The sequence below is a fragment of the Collinsella sp. AM17-1 genome (assembly GCF_003470665.1).
Taxonomy (GTDB): domain Bacteria; phylum Actinomycetota; class Coriobacteriia; order Coriobacteriales; family Coriobacteriaceae; genus Collinsella.
On record NZ_QRJZ01000001.1, the window covers coordinates 60,835 to 78,911 of the forward strand.

Consider the following 18,077-nt stretch of genomic DNA (forward strand, 5'->3'; position numbering starts at 1 on the left):
GCTGGCTTGTTCCAGTACGATTGAGCTCATTTCTTTGGAGGCCGATATGTCCGAAAAGAGTGCCCTGTTCATGGCGCGCACGACGCGCTTCCACGAGTTTGCCCGCAGCCTGACGACCACCCTGGGTGTCGAGGTGAGCCTGGCCACTCCCGATTCGCCGACTGCGGCGCATGACTTTGACCTGCTGATCCTCGATTCCGATGGCATCCGCAGCGACCGCATCGATCAGATTGCCAAGTGGCTTGACGATCGCGGCGGTGTCCCCATGCTGGTGATCGTCGACGACGAGGCGCTCGGCACCCTGCGCCTGCCGAATCACGCGCATGCCGACTTTGTATGCCCCACGGCGACGCCCAATGAGCTCAAGGCTCGCGCGCAGCGCCTGATGGGCGAGGAGGAGACCGTCACCGCCGACGATGTGCTCAATATCGATAACCTCGAGATTAACCTGGCTACCTACCAGGTGACACTCGATAACGAGCCCATCGACCTGACGCTGATGGAGTACTCGCTGCTGAGCTTTTTGGCGACGCATCCCAATCGCGCCTACAGCCGCGAGGTACTGCTGCACCGCGTGTGGGGCTTTGAGTACTGCGGCGGCACGCGCACCGTCGACGTGCACATTCGACGCATCCGCTCCAAGGTGGGCCCGCAGATCGCGGCACACATCACCACCGTCCGCGGCGTGGGCTATCTGTTTAAGGACTAGATTTCCACCACAAAGGGGACAGACACCTTTGTGGTGGTTTTGACGCAGGTGCGGGCTCCTTTCGAGTTTGCAGCAGAACTTAAGCCTTCCTAAAAGATTGCGTTCTCGTACACGTACGCCCGCATATTGGGGTACAACTCAACGTGAACAATGATGGCCCGCCACGTGTTTGGCGGGCCTTTGGTTATTTGACGAAAGGATCGCAGCTATGAGCGAGAACGATTCCCAGCGTCCCCAGGATGTTGGCAATGCCGGCGAGACTCAGCAGCAGCCGCGCGTGCAGGTGGAGTCGACGCCTGCCGACAGCAACATTCCCTACGTGCAGGCCTATGACACACAGACCGGCCAGCCGCTGGGCGGTGTGCAGGTCGTGAACAAGCACACGGTGGTCAAGACCAAGACCAAAAAGCTGCCGATCTTTATTACGGCACTCGCCGGTTGCGCCTGTGGCGCCCTGCTGGTCATTGCGCTCATTATGAGCGGTACGCTCGATATCGGTGGCGGCAAGAATGCCGTGACGGCGGGCGCTTCGGGTTCGTCGACGCAAAAGATTACGATCGACTCCGAGGACACCACGTTGGCCGAGGCCGTTTCTGCCAAGGCCCTGCCCTCCGTCGTTTCCATCACCGCCACGTCGAGCGGCGGCCAGAATGGCTCGCTTTCGCAGTCTGCCGACGAGTCGAACAACTCGGGCAGCGTCGGTTCGGGCGTGGTGCTCGATACCGAGGGCCATATCCTCACCAACAACCACGTGGTCGATGGCTATGACCAGTACGTGGTGACCATGGACGACGGCACCACCTACGAGGCCGAGTTCGTGGGCAACGACGCTTCGAGCGACCTGGCCGTCATCAAGCTCAAGGACGCCGACGCCTCCAAGCTCACGCCGATTGAGATCGGTGATTCCTCCAAGCTCAACGTGGGCGAGTGGGTCATGGCGATCGGCTCGCCCTTCGGCAACGAACAGTCTGTCTCCACCGGTATCGTCTCGGCGCTGTATCGCTCCACGGCCATGAGCTCTACCAGCGGCAACACCATCTATGCCAACATGATCCAGACCGATGCCGCCATCAATCCGGGCAACTCCGGCGGCGCGCTCGTCAACGACAATGGCGAGCTTGTGGGTATCAACTCGCTTATCGAGAGCTACTCGGGCTCCAGCTCGGGCGTGGGTTTTGCCATTCCGGTTAACTACGCCAAGAACATTGCCGACCAGATCATCGACGGTAAGACGCCGGTGCATCCGTACATGGGCGCTACGCTTTCGAGCGTCAATGCGCTTAACGCCCGCACCAACAAGCTGAGCACCGATAGCGGCGCGTATGTGGCGAGCGTCGTTGAGGATGGTCCTGCCGCCAAGGCCGGCATTCAGGAGGGCGACGTCATCACCAAGCTGGGCGACGATGAGATTTCGAGCGCCGACGGCCTGATCATCGCGCTGCGCAGCCACGAGGTGGGCGAGAAGGTCGAGATCACGCTCATGCGCGGCAAGGAAGAGAAGAAGGTCACGGTTGAGCTGGGCTCCGACGAGGAGCTACAGAACCAGCAGCAGAACGACAGCGCGACCGATACCGGCAACGGCGGTATTACCGACGAGCAGCTGCGCCAGTATCTGGAGGAGCTGCTTGGCCAGCAGGGCCAGGGTCAGGGCAACGGCCAGGGTTTCTAACGAGCTGTATCGCACATATCGAAGCCAGAGGGGCTGTTCCGCCAGCGCGGGACAGCCCCTCTTTTCGCGATGATCCCTTGGAGACGGAGGAAAACGGATCATTTAGAACTGGCAAGGGCATGGTTTAATCGCGCGATCCACCCCAGTCTGGCGGCTGCCGATTCGGTGCGGTTCGAAAGGGTTATTCGGCGCCATGGTGACCGGTGGTACTCTTGTATCCGTTTGAAATCGAGCGAAGGAGTGCCGCTATGGAGCAATCGAGCCTGTTTGGTGACGGCGTGGACATCGATACCGAAACGCCCGCGAGCGAGGATACCGCTGCACCGGCCGATGCCCGTGCCCAGGCGGCGGCGCGTGCGGCCGAGCTGCGCCACGAGCTCGATTACCACGCGTACCGCTACTACATGCTCGACGCGCCCGAGATCACGGACGCTGCCTTTGACAAAATGCTCGTTGAGCTGCAGGAAATCGAGGCGGCCTACCCCGATCTGGTGACGCCCGACAGCTATACCCAGCGCGTGGGCGGCTACGTGAGCGAGCAGTTTACGCCGGTCACGCATATGGCACGCATGTATTCCATGGACGATGCCATGGATCTGGACGAACTCGACGCGTGGCTCCAGCGTACCGAGGATGCGCTCGGTGCCGGTAGCGTCACCTATACCTGCGAGCTTAAGATCGACGGCCTGGGCGTGGCGCTTACCTACCAAAACGGAACCTTCGTGCGCGCCGCCACACGTGGCGATGGCACAACGGGCGAGGACGTGTCGCTCAACGTGCGTACCATCAAGGATGTGCCCATGCACCTGTCCGAGCCGGCGCTCGCCCACATGGGCGCCGACCGCGAGCGTACCATCGAAGTACGTGGCGAGGTCTATATGCCCAAGGGCAGCTTTGTTCGTCTGAACGATGAGGCCGATGCCGAGGGCCGCGACCCTTTTGCCAACCCGCGCAACGCTGCTGCAGGATCCCTGCGCCAAAAGGACCCCAAGGTCACGGCGCGTCGCGACTTGGCCACCTTTATCTATGCCATTGCCGATACCGACCCACTGCACGTCCACAGCCAGCGCGAGTTTCTGGACTGGCTGCGTAGCGCCGGCTTTAGCGTCAACCCCAACGTGGCCCGCTGCGCCACGCCGGCCGAGGTCCACGAGTTCTGCGCCCAGGCCCTCGAGCATCGCGGCGACTTGGACTACGACATCGACGGCGTGGTCGTAAAGGTCGACAGCTTCCAGCAGCAGCTCGACCTGGGCTTTACCGCTCGCGCACCGCGCTGGGCCATTGCCTTTAAGTTCCCGCCCGAGGAAAAGCAGACCGTCCTGCGCGAAATTCGCATCCAGGTGGGCCGCACTGGTGTGCTCACGCCGGTCGCCGAGTTCGACCCGGTGACGGTCGCCGGCTCCACCATCGCGCGCGCCACGCTGCACAACATCGACGAGATCCGCCGCAAAAACGTGCGCGAGGGCGACACTATCATCGTGCACAAGGCAGGCGACGTGATTCCCGAGGTCGTGGGCCCGGTGCTCGACAAGCGTCCGGCCGATTCGGTCGACTGGCACATGCCCGAGGTCTGCCCCGTGTGCGGTAGCCCCGTGGTTCACGAGGATGGCGAGGTTGCCTACCGCTGCGTGTCCATCGACTGCCCCGCACAGCTCAAGGAGCGTTTGCTCCACTGGGTGAGCCGCGGCTGCATGGACGTCGACGGCCTGGGCGACGAGATTGTCGACAAGATGATTGCCGCTGACCTGATCCACGATGTCGCGGACTTCTACCAGCTTACGGTGGACGATATCGCCGGACTGGACACGGGACGCACCTATGCCAGCTCCAATAGCAAAAAGGGCGTCAAGAAGGGCGACCCCATCCCGGTGGGCCTCAAGACGGCCGAGAAAATCATCGCCGAGCTCAACAAGTCCAAGAGCCAGCCGCTCGGTCGCGTGCTGTTTGCCCTGGGCATCCGCCATGTGGGCAAGAGCGTGGGCGAGGTCATCGCCGAGCGATTCCTGTCGATCGACAAGCTCATCTTGGCGAGCGAAGAGGACATCGCCGAGTGTGAGGGCATCGGTCCCAAGATTGCGGCGAGCGTCAAGCAGTTCCTGGCCGTGCCCGAGAACCTCGCCGTGCTAGAGCGCCTGCGTCAGGCGGGCCTGTCGCTCGAGGTCGACTTGGGCGCCGCGCACGCGCAAGCCGCGGCCGACGCTGGCGTGGCGGGCGAGCTTGCCGACGCTCAACCACTCGCGGGTCTGACCTTCGTGCTCACCGGCACGCTCGTCAACCGTACGCGCGACGAGGCAGGCGCGGCGCTCAAGGTGCTCGGCGCCAAGGTTTCGGGTAGTGTTTCAAAGAAGACGAGCTATCTGGTCGCCGGCCCCAAAGCGGGCTCCAAGCTCACCAAGGCCGAGCAGTTGGGCGTGCCTGTATTGGATGAGGACGCACTCGAGCAGATCTTGGCTACTGGTCAGGTGCCCCGGGCTTAGCGCATCGATAACCAAATTGAAGATCCGCCCGGAAAGCATGATACCTTTCGGGCGGATTTTATTTGGACGGGGAAACGGGCACCGTGATCTGCGTCACGTAGGTTGCCGGGTCGTCGCTGATGATGTCATCGATGAGGGCGATCTCGCGCGACGGGCCGGCGGGTGCCAGCCCGTGTGCGTGCATATAGCCGAGTAGCTGCTCGTAGCGCGAGCCCGCCTGCCCGTGCGTGCCGCGGAAGCTTATGGTCAGGCAGCGCGCGGCAGGTCGCGTCTCAACATCGCCCAAGTACTCATCGGTGTCATCGAGCAGCAGAAAGACCTCGTCGTAGCCGTCAAAGTCGCCGGCGGCGAGGCGCTCGGCGCCAATCCCGACGCCCAAGTTGCCCAGAAAGACAAAGGTCTCGTGCTGGCCCTTCTGCAGTTGACGAATCTGCCACTCCAGTGCATAGGCGTCGGTAGGGTTGACGCGTTCGCGCAACACGGCGCAGCGAAGCTCGGGCGCATCGATTTCGCGGATGGTATCGAGCTCGGTGCTCAAGGCATCGTGCAGCAGAGCAAGCCGGTTGTCGATCTTGCGCGATGCGCGCTCCAGCTCGCGGCGCTTGCGCTCGATGAGTTCCTGCTGCTGAGCCAGCTGCCGCTGCATAAGGTCCACATCGCGCGTGGTCACAAACTCACGGATTTGCGCGAGCGGCAAGTCGAGAACGCGCAGGTGGCTGATGGTATTGAGGGTAGAGAGCTGCCGCGATCCGTAGTAGCGGTACCCACTTGCCGGATCGATGTGCGCCGGGTCCAGTAGGCCCATCTGCTCGTAATGGCGCAACGTGCCCACGCTCAGGTTAAACAAGCGCGCCACCTCGCCAATGCGGAGCAGGCCCTCAGTATGTTCGCTTGGCATGTCGGTCACAGGACCGCTCCTTTCGGTAAAAACAGGGGAGAGGTGCTAGGCATGCGTCTCCTCGCTACGCTACCAGCTTGTCAAAAGCTCCGCGCCGGTTGAGTACGGTAAACGCGACAACGCAAATGACCGCCGACAGAATCGATCCGCACGGCGAGGCGATGCCCATGGGGAACAGCGTGTCGGAATAGGCGTTCGACAGCAGCCATGCACCGGGCACGCGAATGAGCACCACGGCCAGCACGTTGTGCGCAAAGCCGATGTAGCTCTTGCCATACGCAGCGAAAAAGCCGCTAAAGCAAATGTGGATGCCGGCAAAGATCGCGTCAAATATATAGCTGCGCATATAGCCGGCACCCGCCGTGACCACCGCGGCGTCCTTGGCAAAAAAGCCGATAAACGTCGGCGTCACCAGCCACATCAGCACCGTGATCAGGCAGCCGTACACCACCGAGATCGTCATGGCGTCTTTGAGCACCTGCCGCGCGCGGTCGCCCTTGCCCGCGCCGACGTTTTGCGCCGTGAGCGCGCTGACGGTGGCGCCCATGGAACTCGGCACAATGAACAAAAAGCTGATCATCTTCTCGACCAGGCCCACGGCGGCGGCGTCGACGAGCCCTCGGTGGTTGGCGATGACGGTGATAAACATAAACGCCACCTGGATGCAGCCGTCCTGCACAGCCACGGGCACGCCGATCTTAAGAATGCTGCTGAGTACCTCGGGCTGGGGGCGCAGGTCGCTGCGCTTAACATGGATATGCGTGCGGCGGCTCTTGAGCCACACGAGCGCGAGGGCCACGCTCGCCGTCTGCGCGACGACCGTGCCGAGTGCGGCGCCTACGGGGCCGAGCCCCATGTGGCCGATAAACAGAAAGTCGAGCGCGATGTTGATGATGCACGCCACGCCGATCACGTACATGGGCGAACGCGAATCGCCCAGGCCGCGAAAGATGGCAGAGAGGATGTTGTACGCGGCGATAAAGGGAATGCCGATAAAGCAGATACGCAGGTAGGCGGCAGTGCCTTCGACCGCTTCGGCTGGCGTGCCAATGAGTGCCACAATCTGCGGACACAGTGCGAGCAGGACAGCGGCCAGCACCACCGAGACACCCATAAAGAGCGTGATGGTGTTGCCGATGGCGGTCGCGGCGCGATCGAAGCGGCGCGAGCCCACGGCGTGGCCGACGATGACCGTCGTTCCCATGGCCAGACCCACGAGCGTCACGGTAATGATATAGAGCGTCTGCGCGCCGTTGCCCACGGCGGTGATGCCGGCGGCGCCGCTAAACTGTCCCATCATGTACAGGTCGGCCATGCCGTAGAGCATCTGCAAAAAGTACGAGAGCATATAAGGCAGGGCAAAGACCGCGATGGTCTTAAGGACATTGCCGCGTGTGAGGTCGTGTTCCATGGGCGGGGCACTTTCTGGCTTAGATCGTTTACGTACCAGTGTAGTGAAAACCCTACAACGATTGTAGAGTCAAGGTTTGTGTCGGCAGTGGGGCGAAAAAGTCACGCTCGCGTTCATTTCTAATTGAATACGGACGTGCGCCCTGTGAGCATGGCGTCTGCACTAGCCTTGCAGAAATCGATTTCGCATCACTTGACACCGCCGCACGGCGCGCCATAATACGTGGGTTTGCGAACAACGTTTGATGGGGGATGAATCTGCGTGCGCAATCTCAAGATTTTGCTTTCCTATCTGGGGACATACCGCCGCGATGCCATACTCGGCGTGCTCTTTGTGACGGCCGAGACGGCGCTCGAGCTGTTTATCCCGGTCATCATGGCAAATATCATCGATGTGGGCGTGCCCGCGGGGGACGTCAACTACATGCTGTTGCAGGGCACGTATATGTTGGTATGCGCCGCATGTTCGCTGGTACTTGGCTTGGGCTATGCACGCACGTCTGCTCGCGTCGCCTCGGGGCTGGGCGCTAACCTGCGCGAGGCCGAGTATCGCAAGATCCAGACGCTCGCCTTTGGCAATCTGGACAACTACGACGCCAGCTCGCTTGTCACTCGCATGACCACCGACATCACCGTGATTCAAAACGCCGTAGGTAACGGCTTCCGTCCCATGGTGCGCGGGCCGGTAAATCTGGTCATGGGCCTCGTCTACGCTTTTGCGCTCTCGCGCGAGCTCGCGGCGGTCTTTGCCGTCATTCTGCCGATGCTCGCCATCGTGCTCGGTATCATTACCGTGCGCGTGAGCCCGCTCTACCGCCAACTCCAGACCTCGATGGACCACCTCAACGGCGTGGTGCAAGAGGACCTTACCGCCGTGCGCGCCGTGAAGGCTTACGTGCGCGCCGAGCACGAGTGCGACAAGTTCGACACCGTCAATACCGAGCTCGTCGGCACGGCGACCAAGACCTTCGGCACCGCCGTGCTCAACCTGCCGGTGTTCCAGCTCTCGATGTACGTGGCTGCGCTCTCGATCCTGTGGATTGGCGGCCGCATGATCATCGAAGGTCGCTTGGGCGTGGGCTCGCTCACGGGCTTTATGAGCTATGTGCTGCTGATTATGAACTCACTCATGATGATTTCCAACGTGTTTTTGCTGCTCACGCGCGCTCTTACGAGTGTGGGCCGTATCGCAGAGGTGCTCGATGAAGAGCCCTTTATCGCCAATCCTGCGGGAGACCTCGCGACTGCGGCGCCAGCGGACGGCAGTATCGAGTTTCGCGACGTTTCTTTTAAATACCGCGCGGATGCAGCCGAGGATGTGCTCGAGCATATCGACCTTCGCATCGAGAGCGGCTCGACGGTGGGCATCCTCGGCGGCACGGGCTCGGGCAAGAGCTCGCTTGTGCAGCTGATTGCGCGCCTGTACGACGCCACTGAGGGCACCGTGCTTGTGGGCGGACACGACGTGCGCGACTACGACCTCGCGACCCTACGCGACGCCGTGGGCATTGTGCTGCAGAAGAATGTGCTGTTCACGGGCACCGTGCGCGAGAACCTGCAGTGGGGCGCGCCCGATGCCACCGACGAGGAGCTGCTGCGTGCCTGCCGTGCGGCGTGCGTGGACGAGTTCTTGGATCGCATCGGCGGCCTTGACGGCTATCTGGGTCAGGGCGGTGCCGGCGTTTCGGGCGGGCAGAAGCAGCGCCTGTGCATCGCGCGCACGTTGCTCAAACATCCGCGTTTGCTCATTTTTGACGATTCGACCAGCGCGGTCGATATGGCGACCGACGCCAAGATTCGTGAGCATATTGCTCAGATTCCCAATACGACGGTGATTGTCATCGCACAGCGCATTGCGAGCGTCATGGATGCCGACCGCATTATTGTGTTGGACGACGGCCGTGTCCACGGCGTGGGCACGCATGAGGAGCTGCTGGCGGGCGACAACATCTACCAGGAGATTTATGCCTCGCAGATGGAGTTTGCGGGGGATGCGGACGTCGCGGATGGCGTAAATGATCCGTCTCCCGCCGGCCCCAACGAATCAATTCAAGCCACGGAAGGGGGTGAGCGCCATGCCTAAGACATCCGCTCAGGCCCGTCCCGCCAATCTGGCGCAGACGCTCCGCCGCTTGCTCTCCTACATGGGACACGCCAAGTTCTCGCTGCTCGCAGTGGGTGTGCTTGCCTCTGTTGCGGCCATCGCAAGCCTTGCCGGTACCTACATGGTGCGCCCCATCGTCAACGGTTTGGCAACGGGCGGCGAGGAACTGCTCGCTAAGCAGGTTATCTTTACCGCTGCCATCTACGCCGCGGGCGTGCTCTCGGCCCTGGGCTACTCACAAATCATGGTGCGCGCGGCCCAACGCGTGGTGTCCGATATTCGCCGCGACCTGTTCGCGCACATCCAGACGCTGCCGCTCAGCTATTTTGACGGCACACGCTCGGGCGACATCATGAGCTTTTTCACCAACGACGTCGACACCGTCTCCGAGGCGCTCAACAACAGCTTTGCCAACGTGATTCAGGCCGCCATTCAGGTTGTGGGCACCACGGCCATGCTCATCATCCTTAACTGGCAGCTCACGATTATCACGCTCGTGTGCGATGCGGCCATTGTGCTGTATGCGCGCTACTCGGGCGCGCGCTCTAAGCGCTTCTTTGCCGCCCAGCAGGCATCGCTTGGCGACTTGGACGGATATATCGAAGAGATGGTCTCGGGCCAAAAGGTCATCAAGGTCTTTAACCGCGAACGGGCCAACGTGGCTGGTTTTGACGTGCGCAACCAAGAACTGCGCCGCACCGGTGGCGCCGCGCAAGCCTACGCCAACTCGATGGTGCCCATGACCGTGGTGATCGGCTATGCCAACTACGCCATCGTCGCCGTGGCGGGCGGCATGCTCTGCATCAAGGGGCTCGCCGACGTGGGCGCGCTTGCAAGTTACCTGGTCTTTGTGCGTCAGGCCGCCATGCCCATCAACCAGTTCACGCAGCTGGGCAACTTTTTGCTCAACGCGCTGGCCGGTGCCGAGCGCCTATTTGCCGCCATGGACCTTAAGCCCGAGGTAGACGAGGGCTGCGTGGAGCTGGTGCAGACGGGCGACGCCGCGTGGGCGTGGAAGATTCCCGAGGGCCAGGGCGTGGGCGCGTACGGGCACTTGCATGATGTGGCTGCCGTTGATGAGTCGGGCCGTGCGGTGGCTGCCGACGGTACCGAGCTCACGTGCGGCTTGGTCCCGCTTGCCGGCGACGTGCGCTTCCATGCCGTGGACTTTTCCTACGTGCCGGGCACCCGTGTGCTCACGGACCTCAACCTGTTTGCCAAGCCGGGGCAAAAGATCGCGTTTGTGGGCTCGACGGGCGCCGGAAAGACGACCATCACCAACCTCATCAACCGCTTCTACGAGGTCGATGACGGCGAGATCACGTACGACGGCATCGACGTCAAGCACATTGCCAAGGCCAGCCTGCGCGGGTCGCTCGGCATTGTGCTGCAGGACACGCACCTGTTTAGCGGCACCATTGCGCAGAACATCCGCTTTGGCAAGCTCGACGCGACCGACGAGGAAGTGCGCGCCGCCGCCGAGGCTGCCTGCGCGGATTCGTTTATCCGCCGCCTGCCTAGAGGGTACGATACGCCGGTCACGGCCGACGGCGCCAACCTGTCACAGGGCCAGCGCCAACTGCTCGCCATCGCGCGCGTGGCCGTTGCCGACCCGCCGGTGCTCATCTTGGATGAGGCCACGAGCTCCATCGACACGCGCACCGAAAAGCTCATCGAGCGCGGTATGGACCGCATCATGCGCGGCCGCACCACGTTTATGATCGCGCACCGCCTGTCCACCGTCCGCGACGCCGACGCCATCATGGTCCTCGAACACGGCCGCATCATCGAGCGCGGCACCCACGAAGAGCTGCTCGCCCAGCACGGCGAGTACTGGCAGCTGGCGCATGGCTTAAAAGAGTTGGATTAACCCGTTCGAGCACGATGCTTTGACCCCTCCGTGCTCCTCACCTCGCCTCAAACCATCACAACATTCGACGTTTTTTGCCAAAATCGGAAAAAGCATCGAATGTTGTGATGGTTTTTCTACCACTCGATCGAGTGGAATCGCTTTCTTGCGCGCGAAGGTGTGCGGACCCGTGGGCAGGGGAATAAGGTTGGTTATCCGACTCCATTGGAGGGCTCATGGACCTGCCGATCGTCCTGTCCCATAAGACTGCCTGGCTGTACCACAACGTGGCGCGCCCGTCCGAGCCGCTCTCGCGAGCAAGTAGCCTATACGATGAGGATTCGTTTGCCAGCGAGGCGGAGCCAGCCGAAGCGCTGCCCAAACTGGGACTAGATGCCAAGGGGCTGAGAATTTCTGCGGCGGTTGAGATTGTCACCGATTATCTGGTCTCACTTGGTGTTCCACGCGAGGAGCTCGACCGCATTGACACGCTGGTTAGCTTCGATTTTGAGCGCTCTCGGCCGGCGGGCCTTCGACGCCACGTGTTTGGAGCGCCTATACCTTCGGATCATCTTATCGAGGTGGCAGAAGGTCTCTTGGTGGTTGATGAGGCCATGTGCTTTGTCCAAGCGGGTTCGTGGATGAGCGAGTCCGAGCAGCTGGAATATGGCTACGAAATCTGTGCCCGGTACCATTTGAATCATCTGTCGACAGGCGATTATATCGAGATGGGGCAGAGGTATACCGTTGCCGACTTGATTGCCTATTGCAATGAGAACCGATCCCGTCAGGGGGCTATACGCGCGGCCGCCGTGCTCAAACGCGTGCACGATGGCGCGCGGTCGCCCATGGAGACGGCTACCGCAATCATGGTCGTAGCAAAACGTTCCCAGGGCGGGCTGGGATACGACAAGATCGAGCTCAACCATAGGGTCGATGTTCCCAACGAGTTCAAGTATCTCGCAAAGGCCGGGTATTTCGAGATCGACGTATATGCGCCTGCGAGTGGTACGGGGATTGAATACAACGGCTCGGACCATCTTGATAAACAGCGCAGCGCGTCGGATGCGGAGCGTATGACCGTGCTGAGCACGCTGGGCTTTAGGATGATCGTCCTCACCGGGACTCAGTTTGCCCACCAGCTGCAATTGCACCGGGCGATGAACGCCATCGCGCTCGCTATGGGCCTTAAGTGCGACCGAAGCGAAGCGTTCCAGAAACGTCAGAATGACCTGCGGGAATTCGTGATTCGGCACTGGGACGGCGGCCTTTAGGGGCGTTTTGGCCCTTCTGCGGGGTGTTGTGGACAGGCAAACCATCACAACATTCGACGTTTTTCGCCAAAAACGGGAAAAGCATCGAATGTTGCGATGGTTTGTATGCTGAGGATGGGCTTGGGAAGTCCGTCTTGCTCGAAGCGACCTGTCCTGTCGTACGGGTGTCGGCATGATTCTCCCGTGGGGTATTATGTTTTCCGAAGAATAAAACGCCGCGTGAGGGGAGGGCTGCGTGGACGGGCGCGTGCAACATGACGGCTTTGGCCGCGATATCAACTACCTGCGCATTGCCGTTACCGACAAGTGCAATTTCCGATGCATCTATTGCATGCCGGCCGATGGCGTGGCGCCCCGCGAACACGACGAGCTGCTCAGCGCCGAGGAAATCGCCCGCTTTGTGCGCCTGGTGGCGGGAGAGGGCATTCGCCGCGTGCGCCTGACGGGCGGCGAGCCGCTGGTCAGCCGCCGTATCATCCCGCTCATTCGCGACATCCGCGCGATTCCGCAGATCGAGGACATCTCGCTTACCACCAACGGTGCCCTGCTGCCCAAGCTGGCGCCGCAGCTCAAAGACGCCGGGCTTGATCGCGTCAACATTTCACTCGATACGCTCGACCCCGTGATGTTTGGAAAGATCACGCGCCTGGGTCGGCTCGAGCAGACCATGGCTGGCATCGACGCGGCGCTGGCTTGGGGCTTTGAGCCCGTTAAGGTCAACTGCGTTGTAGTGCGCCGGCTCAACCAGGATGTGGCGGCCCTTGCGCGGCTGACCGTCGACCGCCCCATCCACCTGCGCTTTATCGAATACATGCCCATCGGCGACGAACACACGAGCTCGCATTGCGCTGTGGACCCGCATGCGCCCGCGCTCAATCCGGCGCTGTGGGATGCGAGCGATACCGTGCCGAGCGACGAGCTGCGGGCGCGCATCAATGCTGGGGCCGCCGCGGTGGGTCTGGGCGAGCTCGAGCCGCTCGACATCAACGACGCTCCTGCCGGCGCGGGCCCTGCGCGCTATTGGCACTTTCCGGGCGCGGCGGGAACGGTCGGCTTTATTAGCGCCATGTCCAATCATTTTTGCGCGAATTGCAACCGTCTGCGTCTGACGGCCGATGGCAACGTGCGTCCGTGCCTGTTCAGCGATGCCGAGTATTCGGTGCGCGACGCCCTGCGCCGTGGTGATGATATGCAGGTACTTTCGATTTGGCGCGATGCCGTGGCCCACAAACCGCAGGAACACGCGATAATTGAGGGCACGCAACGATTTATGTCCCAAATCGGAGGATGATCATATGGCCAAGAGCAGGTACGCCGATGCCACCAAGGCCGCTCGCAGGGTCGCGATGTCTGCCCACAAAGTCACGGCTGCGGCGAATGCTGGCAACGCCGACGCGTCCGCGCGGCCGACTGCCAGTGCTGCCACTGAGCCCGTCCGTGACGCCCGTCGCGACGAGCTGACGCACGTGGACGCCAAGGGCGAGGTTCGCATGGTCGACGTGTCCGACAAGGCCGAGACCCATCGCATTGCCATCGCCGAGGGCACCATCCTCATGCATCCCGAGACGCAGGCCATGGTGCTGCAGGACCGCGCCAAAAAGGGCGACGTGCTTGCCTGCGCGCGCGTGGCGGGCATCATGGCCATCAAACGCACGAGCGACATCATCCCCATGTGCCATCCGCTGCTCATTACCAAGAGCAAGTGCGACATTGCGCCCATCGCTCCGGCGGGGACGCCGGCCGAGGACGTGCCCGAGGGCTGGGCGCCGGCTCGCGCGGACGGGCAGGTCGGCTTTCACGTACTGGTTACGGCGGGCGTGACGGGCAAGACGGGTATCGAGATGGAGGCTCTGACCGGCGCGAGTGCCGCGTGCCTAACGATCTACGACATGTGCAAGGCGGTCGATCGCGGCATGGAGATCGTCGACGTTCGCCTGCTGCACAAGGAAGGCGGCCGCTCGGGCGTGTGGGATCGTGCAGAGCGTCAGGCGGCTGCTGTTGAGGCCGCCGGCGCCGACGGCAACGCGCCCGCAAGCGCACCCGTCGCCGTCGCGCCCGCAGCTCCGGCCCCGGCCGTCCCCGCGATCGCGTTTATCGGCTACCAAAACTCGGGCAAGACCACGCTCGTCGAGAAGGTTATCGCCGAGCTCACCCGCCGCGGCCTGCGCGTGGGTTCGCTCAAGCATCACGGGCATCACGGCTTTGATATCGACGTGCCCGCTAAGGACACCTGGCGCCATCACCAGGCCGGATCCAAGCACGTGGGCCTCATCTGCGCCACGCGCTGGGCGGAGTACGCCGACACGCGCGAGGAGGACGAGATGCCCGCGCGCGAGCTGCTGTCGCGCTACGACGATGTCGACGTGGTGATCATCGAGGGCTACAAGACCGAGGGCTTCGACAACATCGTGGTCGCGCGCTCCGGCGTCGATCGCCTGCGCGGCAAGAGCTCGCTCGACCTAGTCGACGGCCGCACGCTGGCGCTCGCCTGCAACGAGGCCCTGGCGCGTCAGGCCTTCGACGCCGGCTTTGCGACCCGAGCCATCAACATCAACGACGCCCGAGCCATCTGCGACCTCATCCAAGACCACCTGGCCTAAAACCTGCCAAAAAGGGACAGGTTTATTTTGGCAGGTTTTATCTGGGCAAACGTCATTTCCACCACAAAGGGGCCAGGCTCCTTTGTGGTGGTTTTTGCTTTGGTAGATGTGTGAGACATGCCTTACAATCTACCAAGTAGTTCATGACGGGCGGAAAACGGAGAGAAGGGGCTCGATGCGTCCTTAATGTTTCATGCGGATTGGTTGATTCGATAGACGGTGGCGAATGCCTGCCGTCCGCATTCGTACGAAATAAGGAGTCTCCATGCTCGCCCCTCTTTTCTCAAAGCCTCAATCATCGCTGTCCATGCAGGCCAAGCGGCTGGTGGCGATGCGCTTCCTCATCTACACCGGTTTTCAGACCAGTTATTTTATCGGCGTCATCGGAACGCTCACCTATGCGGACGATGCCTCGGTCGTCGCGACATCGCTGGCCGTCCTGTTCATGAACGTCTTTGTGATCCTGGGATCCTTTGCGGGCGGCGCGGCGCTCGACGCCTGGGGTCCGCGCCGTCATTTCTTGCTGAGCATCGTCGGCACGCTTGTAACCGGCACGGCAATCATTGCCTTTGGTGATGCGACCGGCATTGTCCTGCTCGGCGCGGTGCTCCTAGGCTTTACGATGGGATTTGCCCAACCCATCGCCACATCTTATCCGGCCTACCTCACCGACGAACCCGCCGAACTCAAAGACATCAATTCCGCCATCGCCATGTTCTCAAACGTGAGCATTATCGTTGGACCCACGCTGGGCGGCTTTGTCGCGGCGGCTGCATCGTCGCGCGCGGTGTTCGTGCTCATGATGCTCTTTACCGTGTTGGCGTTCGTCGTCAGTTGGGGCTTTAGGCCGCAGGCCAGCCATGTTGCCGGACATGTGGATGCCGATTCGGCAGAGGAAGGGGAGCGTGCGGGACAAAGCTCCAACCCCAGCACGTCCGCCCGCGCCACCTTCGCAGCCAGCATCAAGACGGTCTTTACCAACAGCGTTCTTGCCCTGCTGTTTTGTATCATTTTTCTTTCGAACTTTGGCTACGGGGCCTTCGATCCGCTCGAGTCGTTTTTCTATCGCGATGTCCTGCACGTCGGCGTTGAGTGGATGGGCTGGCTTTCGTCGGCCTGCGGTGTGGGCGCGGTGCTGGGCGCCGTGGTTGCGCTTCGGATGCCGCCGCACCTGGTCAACCTTAAAACACTGCTCGTGGCGCTTATGTCCGTGGGCCTGGGAAGCCTGCTCTATGTGGGGACGCCGTACGTGGGCGTGGCCCTCGTCGGCCAGATCGCCCTGGGCATAGCCTGGGGTGTCGTCAACCCGCTCCACAACACCATTGTGCAGACGACGGCACCACTCGAGCAGCTCGGCCGCGTTAACTCGGTCATGGGCTTTGGCAATATGTTCGCCGGCGTGGCCCCGCTGGCGATTGCCCCGTGGCTGGCGGCGACGTTTGGCGTGCAGCAGACGCTCGTAGGGGCGGGCGTGGTTGTGACGGCGGTTCCCGCGGCGTTGCTGCTGTTTGGCCGCCGGCATTTTGATCGTGTCGCAAGGCAGTAAAAACTATCGCAACATTCGATGAAAATCGCGATTTTGCCGAATAACGTCGAATGTTGTGATGGTTTGCGCCCCGGACTAGGCCATCCTGCGAGTCCGGCCACCACAAAGGGGCCAGGCTCCTTTGTGGTGGTTTTTGCTTTGACAGGCCGTGCCTGCGCCTTGGTATACCATGAACGCCACCTCCAGATACACCCCACACCGCCGCACAACCCAGAAAGGCCCCCATGGACACCACCTTCAGCCACATTAAAGCCGTGTTCTGCGATATCGACGGAACGCTGCTCACGAGCCAGCACACGGTGTCCCCGCGCACCGTGGCGGCGATTCGCGCCCTGCGCGAGCGTGGCGTGCTCTTTGGCCTGTGCACCGGGCGCGACGCCCACGCGACCGAGGCCATGTACGAGCTCTGGGGCATCGAAGGCCTGGTAGACGTGATGGTGGGCTGCGGTGGCGCTGAGGTCATCGACCGCGCGCACGACATCAACGAGCTGAGCTATCCGCTGCCGGGCGAGACCATCGCGCGCATCTGCAAGCGTATGGCGGACCTTCCGGCAACGCCCGTCTGCCCCCGAGACGGCGTGTTCTACGTGCCCGAGAGCAACGCGTGCGTCGAGCACCTGTCGCGCGTCGATGGCGTGCCCTATCAGGTGGTCGATTTTGCCGAGTTCTTGCGCGAGCCGCAGCCCAAGGTGATGTTTACCATGGCACCCGAGGTGATGCCGCAGGTCATCGAGCGAGCATCGACGTTTGCCGATAACACTGTTAAGGCGGCGTCTCTGCAAACCACGCAGCGTCTCTACGAGTTCATGGATCCGCGCGTGTCCAAGACGCGCGGCCTCGTGCGCGTGGCGGAGCTCAACGACATGGAGCTCCAGGACGTCTGCGTGTTTGGCGATGCGGACAACGACACCTGCATGGTGGCCGACGCCGGCGTGGGCGTGGTTATGGCAAACGGCAGCGACGCCACCCGTGCCGCCGCGGACTTTGTAACCGCGAGCAACGACGAGGACGGCATCGCGATCTTTATCGAGGAGCATCTGCTGTAGCGCCGGGGGAGAACCACCGCAAAAGGGGACAGGCTCATTTTGTGGTGGCCTCAGGCGATTTGGGCGAATTGATACCTAAAAGCTGTGTGAAAATTCAAATATTGCTGTCTGAACATCATGCTTCTAACCACCGGTGGGTTTAAGATATTCTCATCAATTTGGTAGGATTTTCATCCCGGTTAATGACCTACCGTTCACGGTCGATTTTCGACCGTTCACAGGATGTTTGCTCTTGAGCAAAATGTTGTGCAAATAAATCTAATGCCATTAAAAAATAATAGGCAACTAAATTACCAGCAGAAACAAAAAATAGATAGCGAATAAACGAAGGTAAATCTGAGTAAATGTCAAGAGAATTAAGAACTTGCACAAAAATGTCGGTTTTGCTGCTCAGATGTTTAAACAATCGTTATAATTGCATCACTTAGCGAGCGCAATTACAGATTGCGCAGATACGCTTGATAGTGAAAGAGCAAGATCGCGGTCTCTTGGGGA

Annotated in this window: 12 protein-coding genes; 10 read left to right on the forward strand and 2 right to left on the reverse strand. The window is 61.4% G+C overall.

The features are described 5' to 3' along the window. Positions 1 to 46 precede the first annotated feature (46 nt). The 3 genes from DW195_RS00235 to ligA all read left to right on the forward strand — a co-directional run bounded on the left by DW195_RS00235 (position 47) and on the right by ligA (position 4,855). Positions 47 to 709, forward strand: a complete 663-nt coding sequence (locus DW195_RS00235) for a response regulator transcription factor (protein ID WP_006234733.1) — start codon at positions 47 to 49, stop codon at positions 707 to 709. A 208-nt stretch (positions 710 to 917) separates the two neighbouring features. Then, complete coding sequence (locus tag DW195_RS00240; protein ID WP_118205221.1) at positions 918 to 2,378, forward strand: S1C family serine protease; 1,461 nt, start codon at positions 918 to 920, stop codon at positions 2,376 to 2,378. A 248-nt stretch (positions 2,379 to 2,626) separates the two neighbouring features. Then, complete coding sequence (gene ligA, locus DW195_RS00245) at positions 2,627 to 4,855, forward strand: NAD-dependent DNA ligase LigA (RefSeq protein WP_118205222.1); 2,229 nt, start codon at positions 2,627 to 2,629, stop codon at positions 4,853 to 4,855. 58 nt (positions 4,856 to 4,913) lie between these two features. Here the strand turns inward: ligA and DW195_RS00250 are convergent, their stop codons facing one another. Both DW195_RS00250 and DW195_RS00255 read right to left on the reverse strand, forming a co-directional pair. Next, positions 4,914 to 5,753: a MerR family transcriptional regulator gene (locus tag DW195_RS00250; RefSeq protein WP_118205517.1), complete on the reverse strand. Its 840-nt coding sequence runs from the start codon at positions 5,751 to 5,753 to the stop codon at positions 4,914 to 4,916. Positions 5,754 to 5,817: 64 nt separating this feature from the next. Next, positions 5,818 to 7,164 carry an MATE family efflux transporter gene (locus DW195_RS00255; protein WP_118205224.1) on the reverse strand — a complete coding sequence of 449 codons (1,347 nt, stop codon included), beginning with the start codon at positions 7,162 to 7,164 and terminating at the stop codon, positions 5,818 to 5,820. A gap of 261 nt (positions 7,165 to 7,425) precedes the next feature. Between DW195_RS00255 and DW195_RS00260 the strand changes: the two genes are divergently transcribed. The 7 genes from DW195_RS00260 (at position 7,426) to DW195_RS00290 (ending at position 17,582) form a co-directional block, all read left to right on the forward strand. Beyond that, positions 7,426 to 9,246: an ABC transporter ATP-binding protein gene (locus DW195_RS00260; RefSeq protein ID WP_233540770.1), complete on the forward strand. Its 1,821-nt coding sequence runs from the start codon at positions 7,426 to 7,428 to the stop codon at positions 9,244 to 9,246. Continuing rightward, complete coding sequence (locus tag DW195_RS00265) at positions 9,239 to 11,137, forward strand: ABC transporter ATP-binding protein (protein WP_118205226.1); 1,899 nt, start codon at positions 9,239 to 9,241, stop codon at positions 11,135 to 11,137. The genes DW195_RS00260 and DW195_RS00265 overlap by 8 nt, the downstream gene beginning before the upstream one ends. Before the next feature lie 215 nt (positions 11,138 to 11,352). Continuing rightward, complete coding sequence (locus DW195_RS00270) at positions 11,353 to 12,390, forward strand: hypothetical protein (RefSeq protein ID WP_118205228.1); 1,038 nt, start codon at positions 11,353 to 11,355, stop codon at positions 12,388 to 12,390. A gap of 235 nt (positions 12,391 to 12,625) precedes the next feature. Then, entirely contained in the window at positions 12,626 to 13,681 is a 1,056-nt protein-coding gene (gene moaA / locus DW195_RS00275; protein ID WP_233540771.1) for a GTP 3',8-cyclase MoaA, read from the forward strand. Between the two features lie 4 nt (positions 13,682 to 13,685). Then, positions 13,686 to 14,990, forward strand: coding sequence for a molybdopterin-guanine dinucleotide biosynthesis protein B (mobB, locus tag DW195_RS10685; protein ID WP_118205230.1), 1,305 nt, complete (start codon positions 13,686 to 13,688; stop codon positions 14,988 to 14,990). 265 nt (positions 14,991 to 15,255) lie between these two features. Beyond that, the gene (locus DW195_RS00285; protein WP_118205232.1) at positions 15,256 to 16,536 is read left to right on the forward strand and encodes an MFS transporter; all 1,281 of its coding nucleotides are present in this window, start codon (positions 15,256 to 15,258) and stop codon (positions 16,534 to 16,536) included. Positions 16,537 to 16,760: 224 nt separating this feature from the next. Next, the gene (locus DW195_RS00290; protein ID WP_118205234.1) at positions 16,761 to 17,582 is read left to right on the forward strand and encodes an HAD family hydrolase; all 822 of its coding nucleotides are present in this window, start codon (positions 16,761 to 16,763) and stop codon (positions 17,580 to 17,582) included. The last annotated feature ends 495 nt before the right edge of the window (positions 17,583 to 18,077 follow it).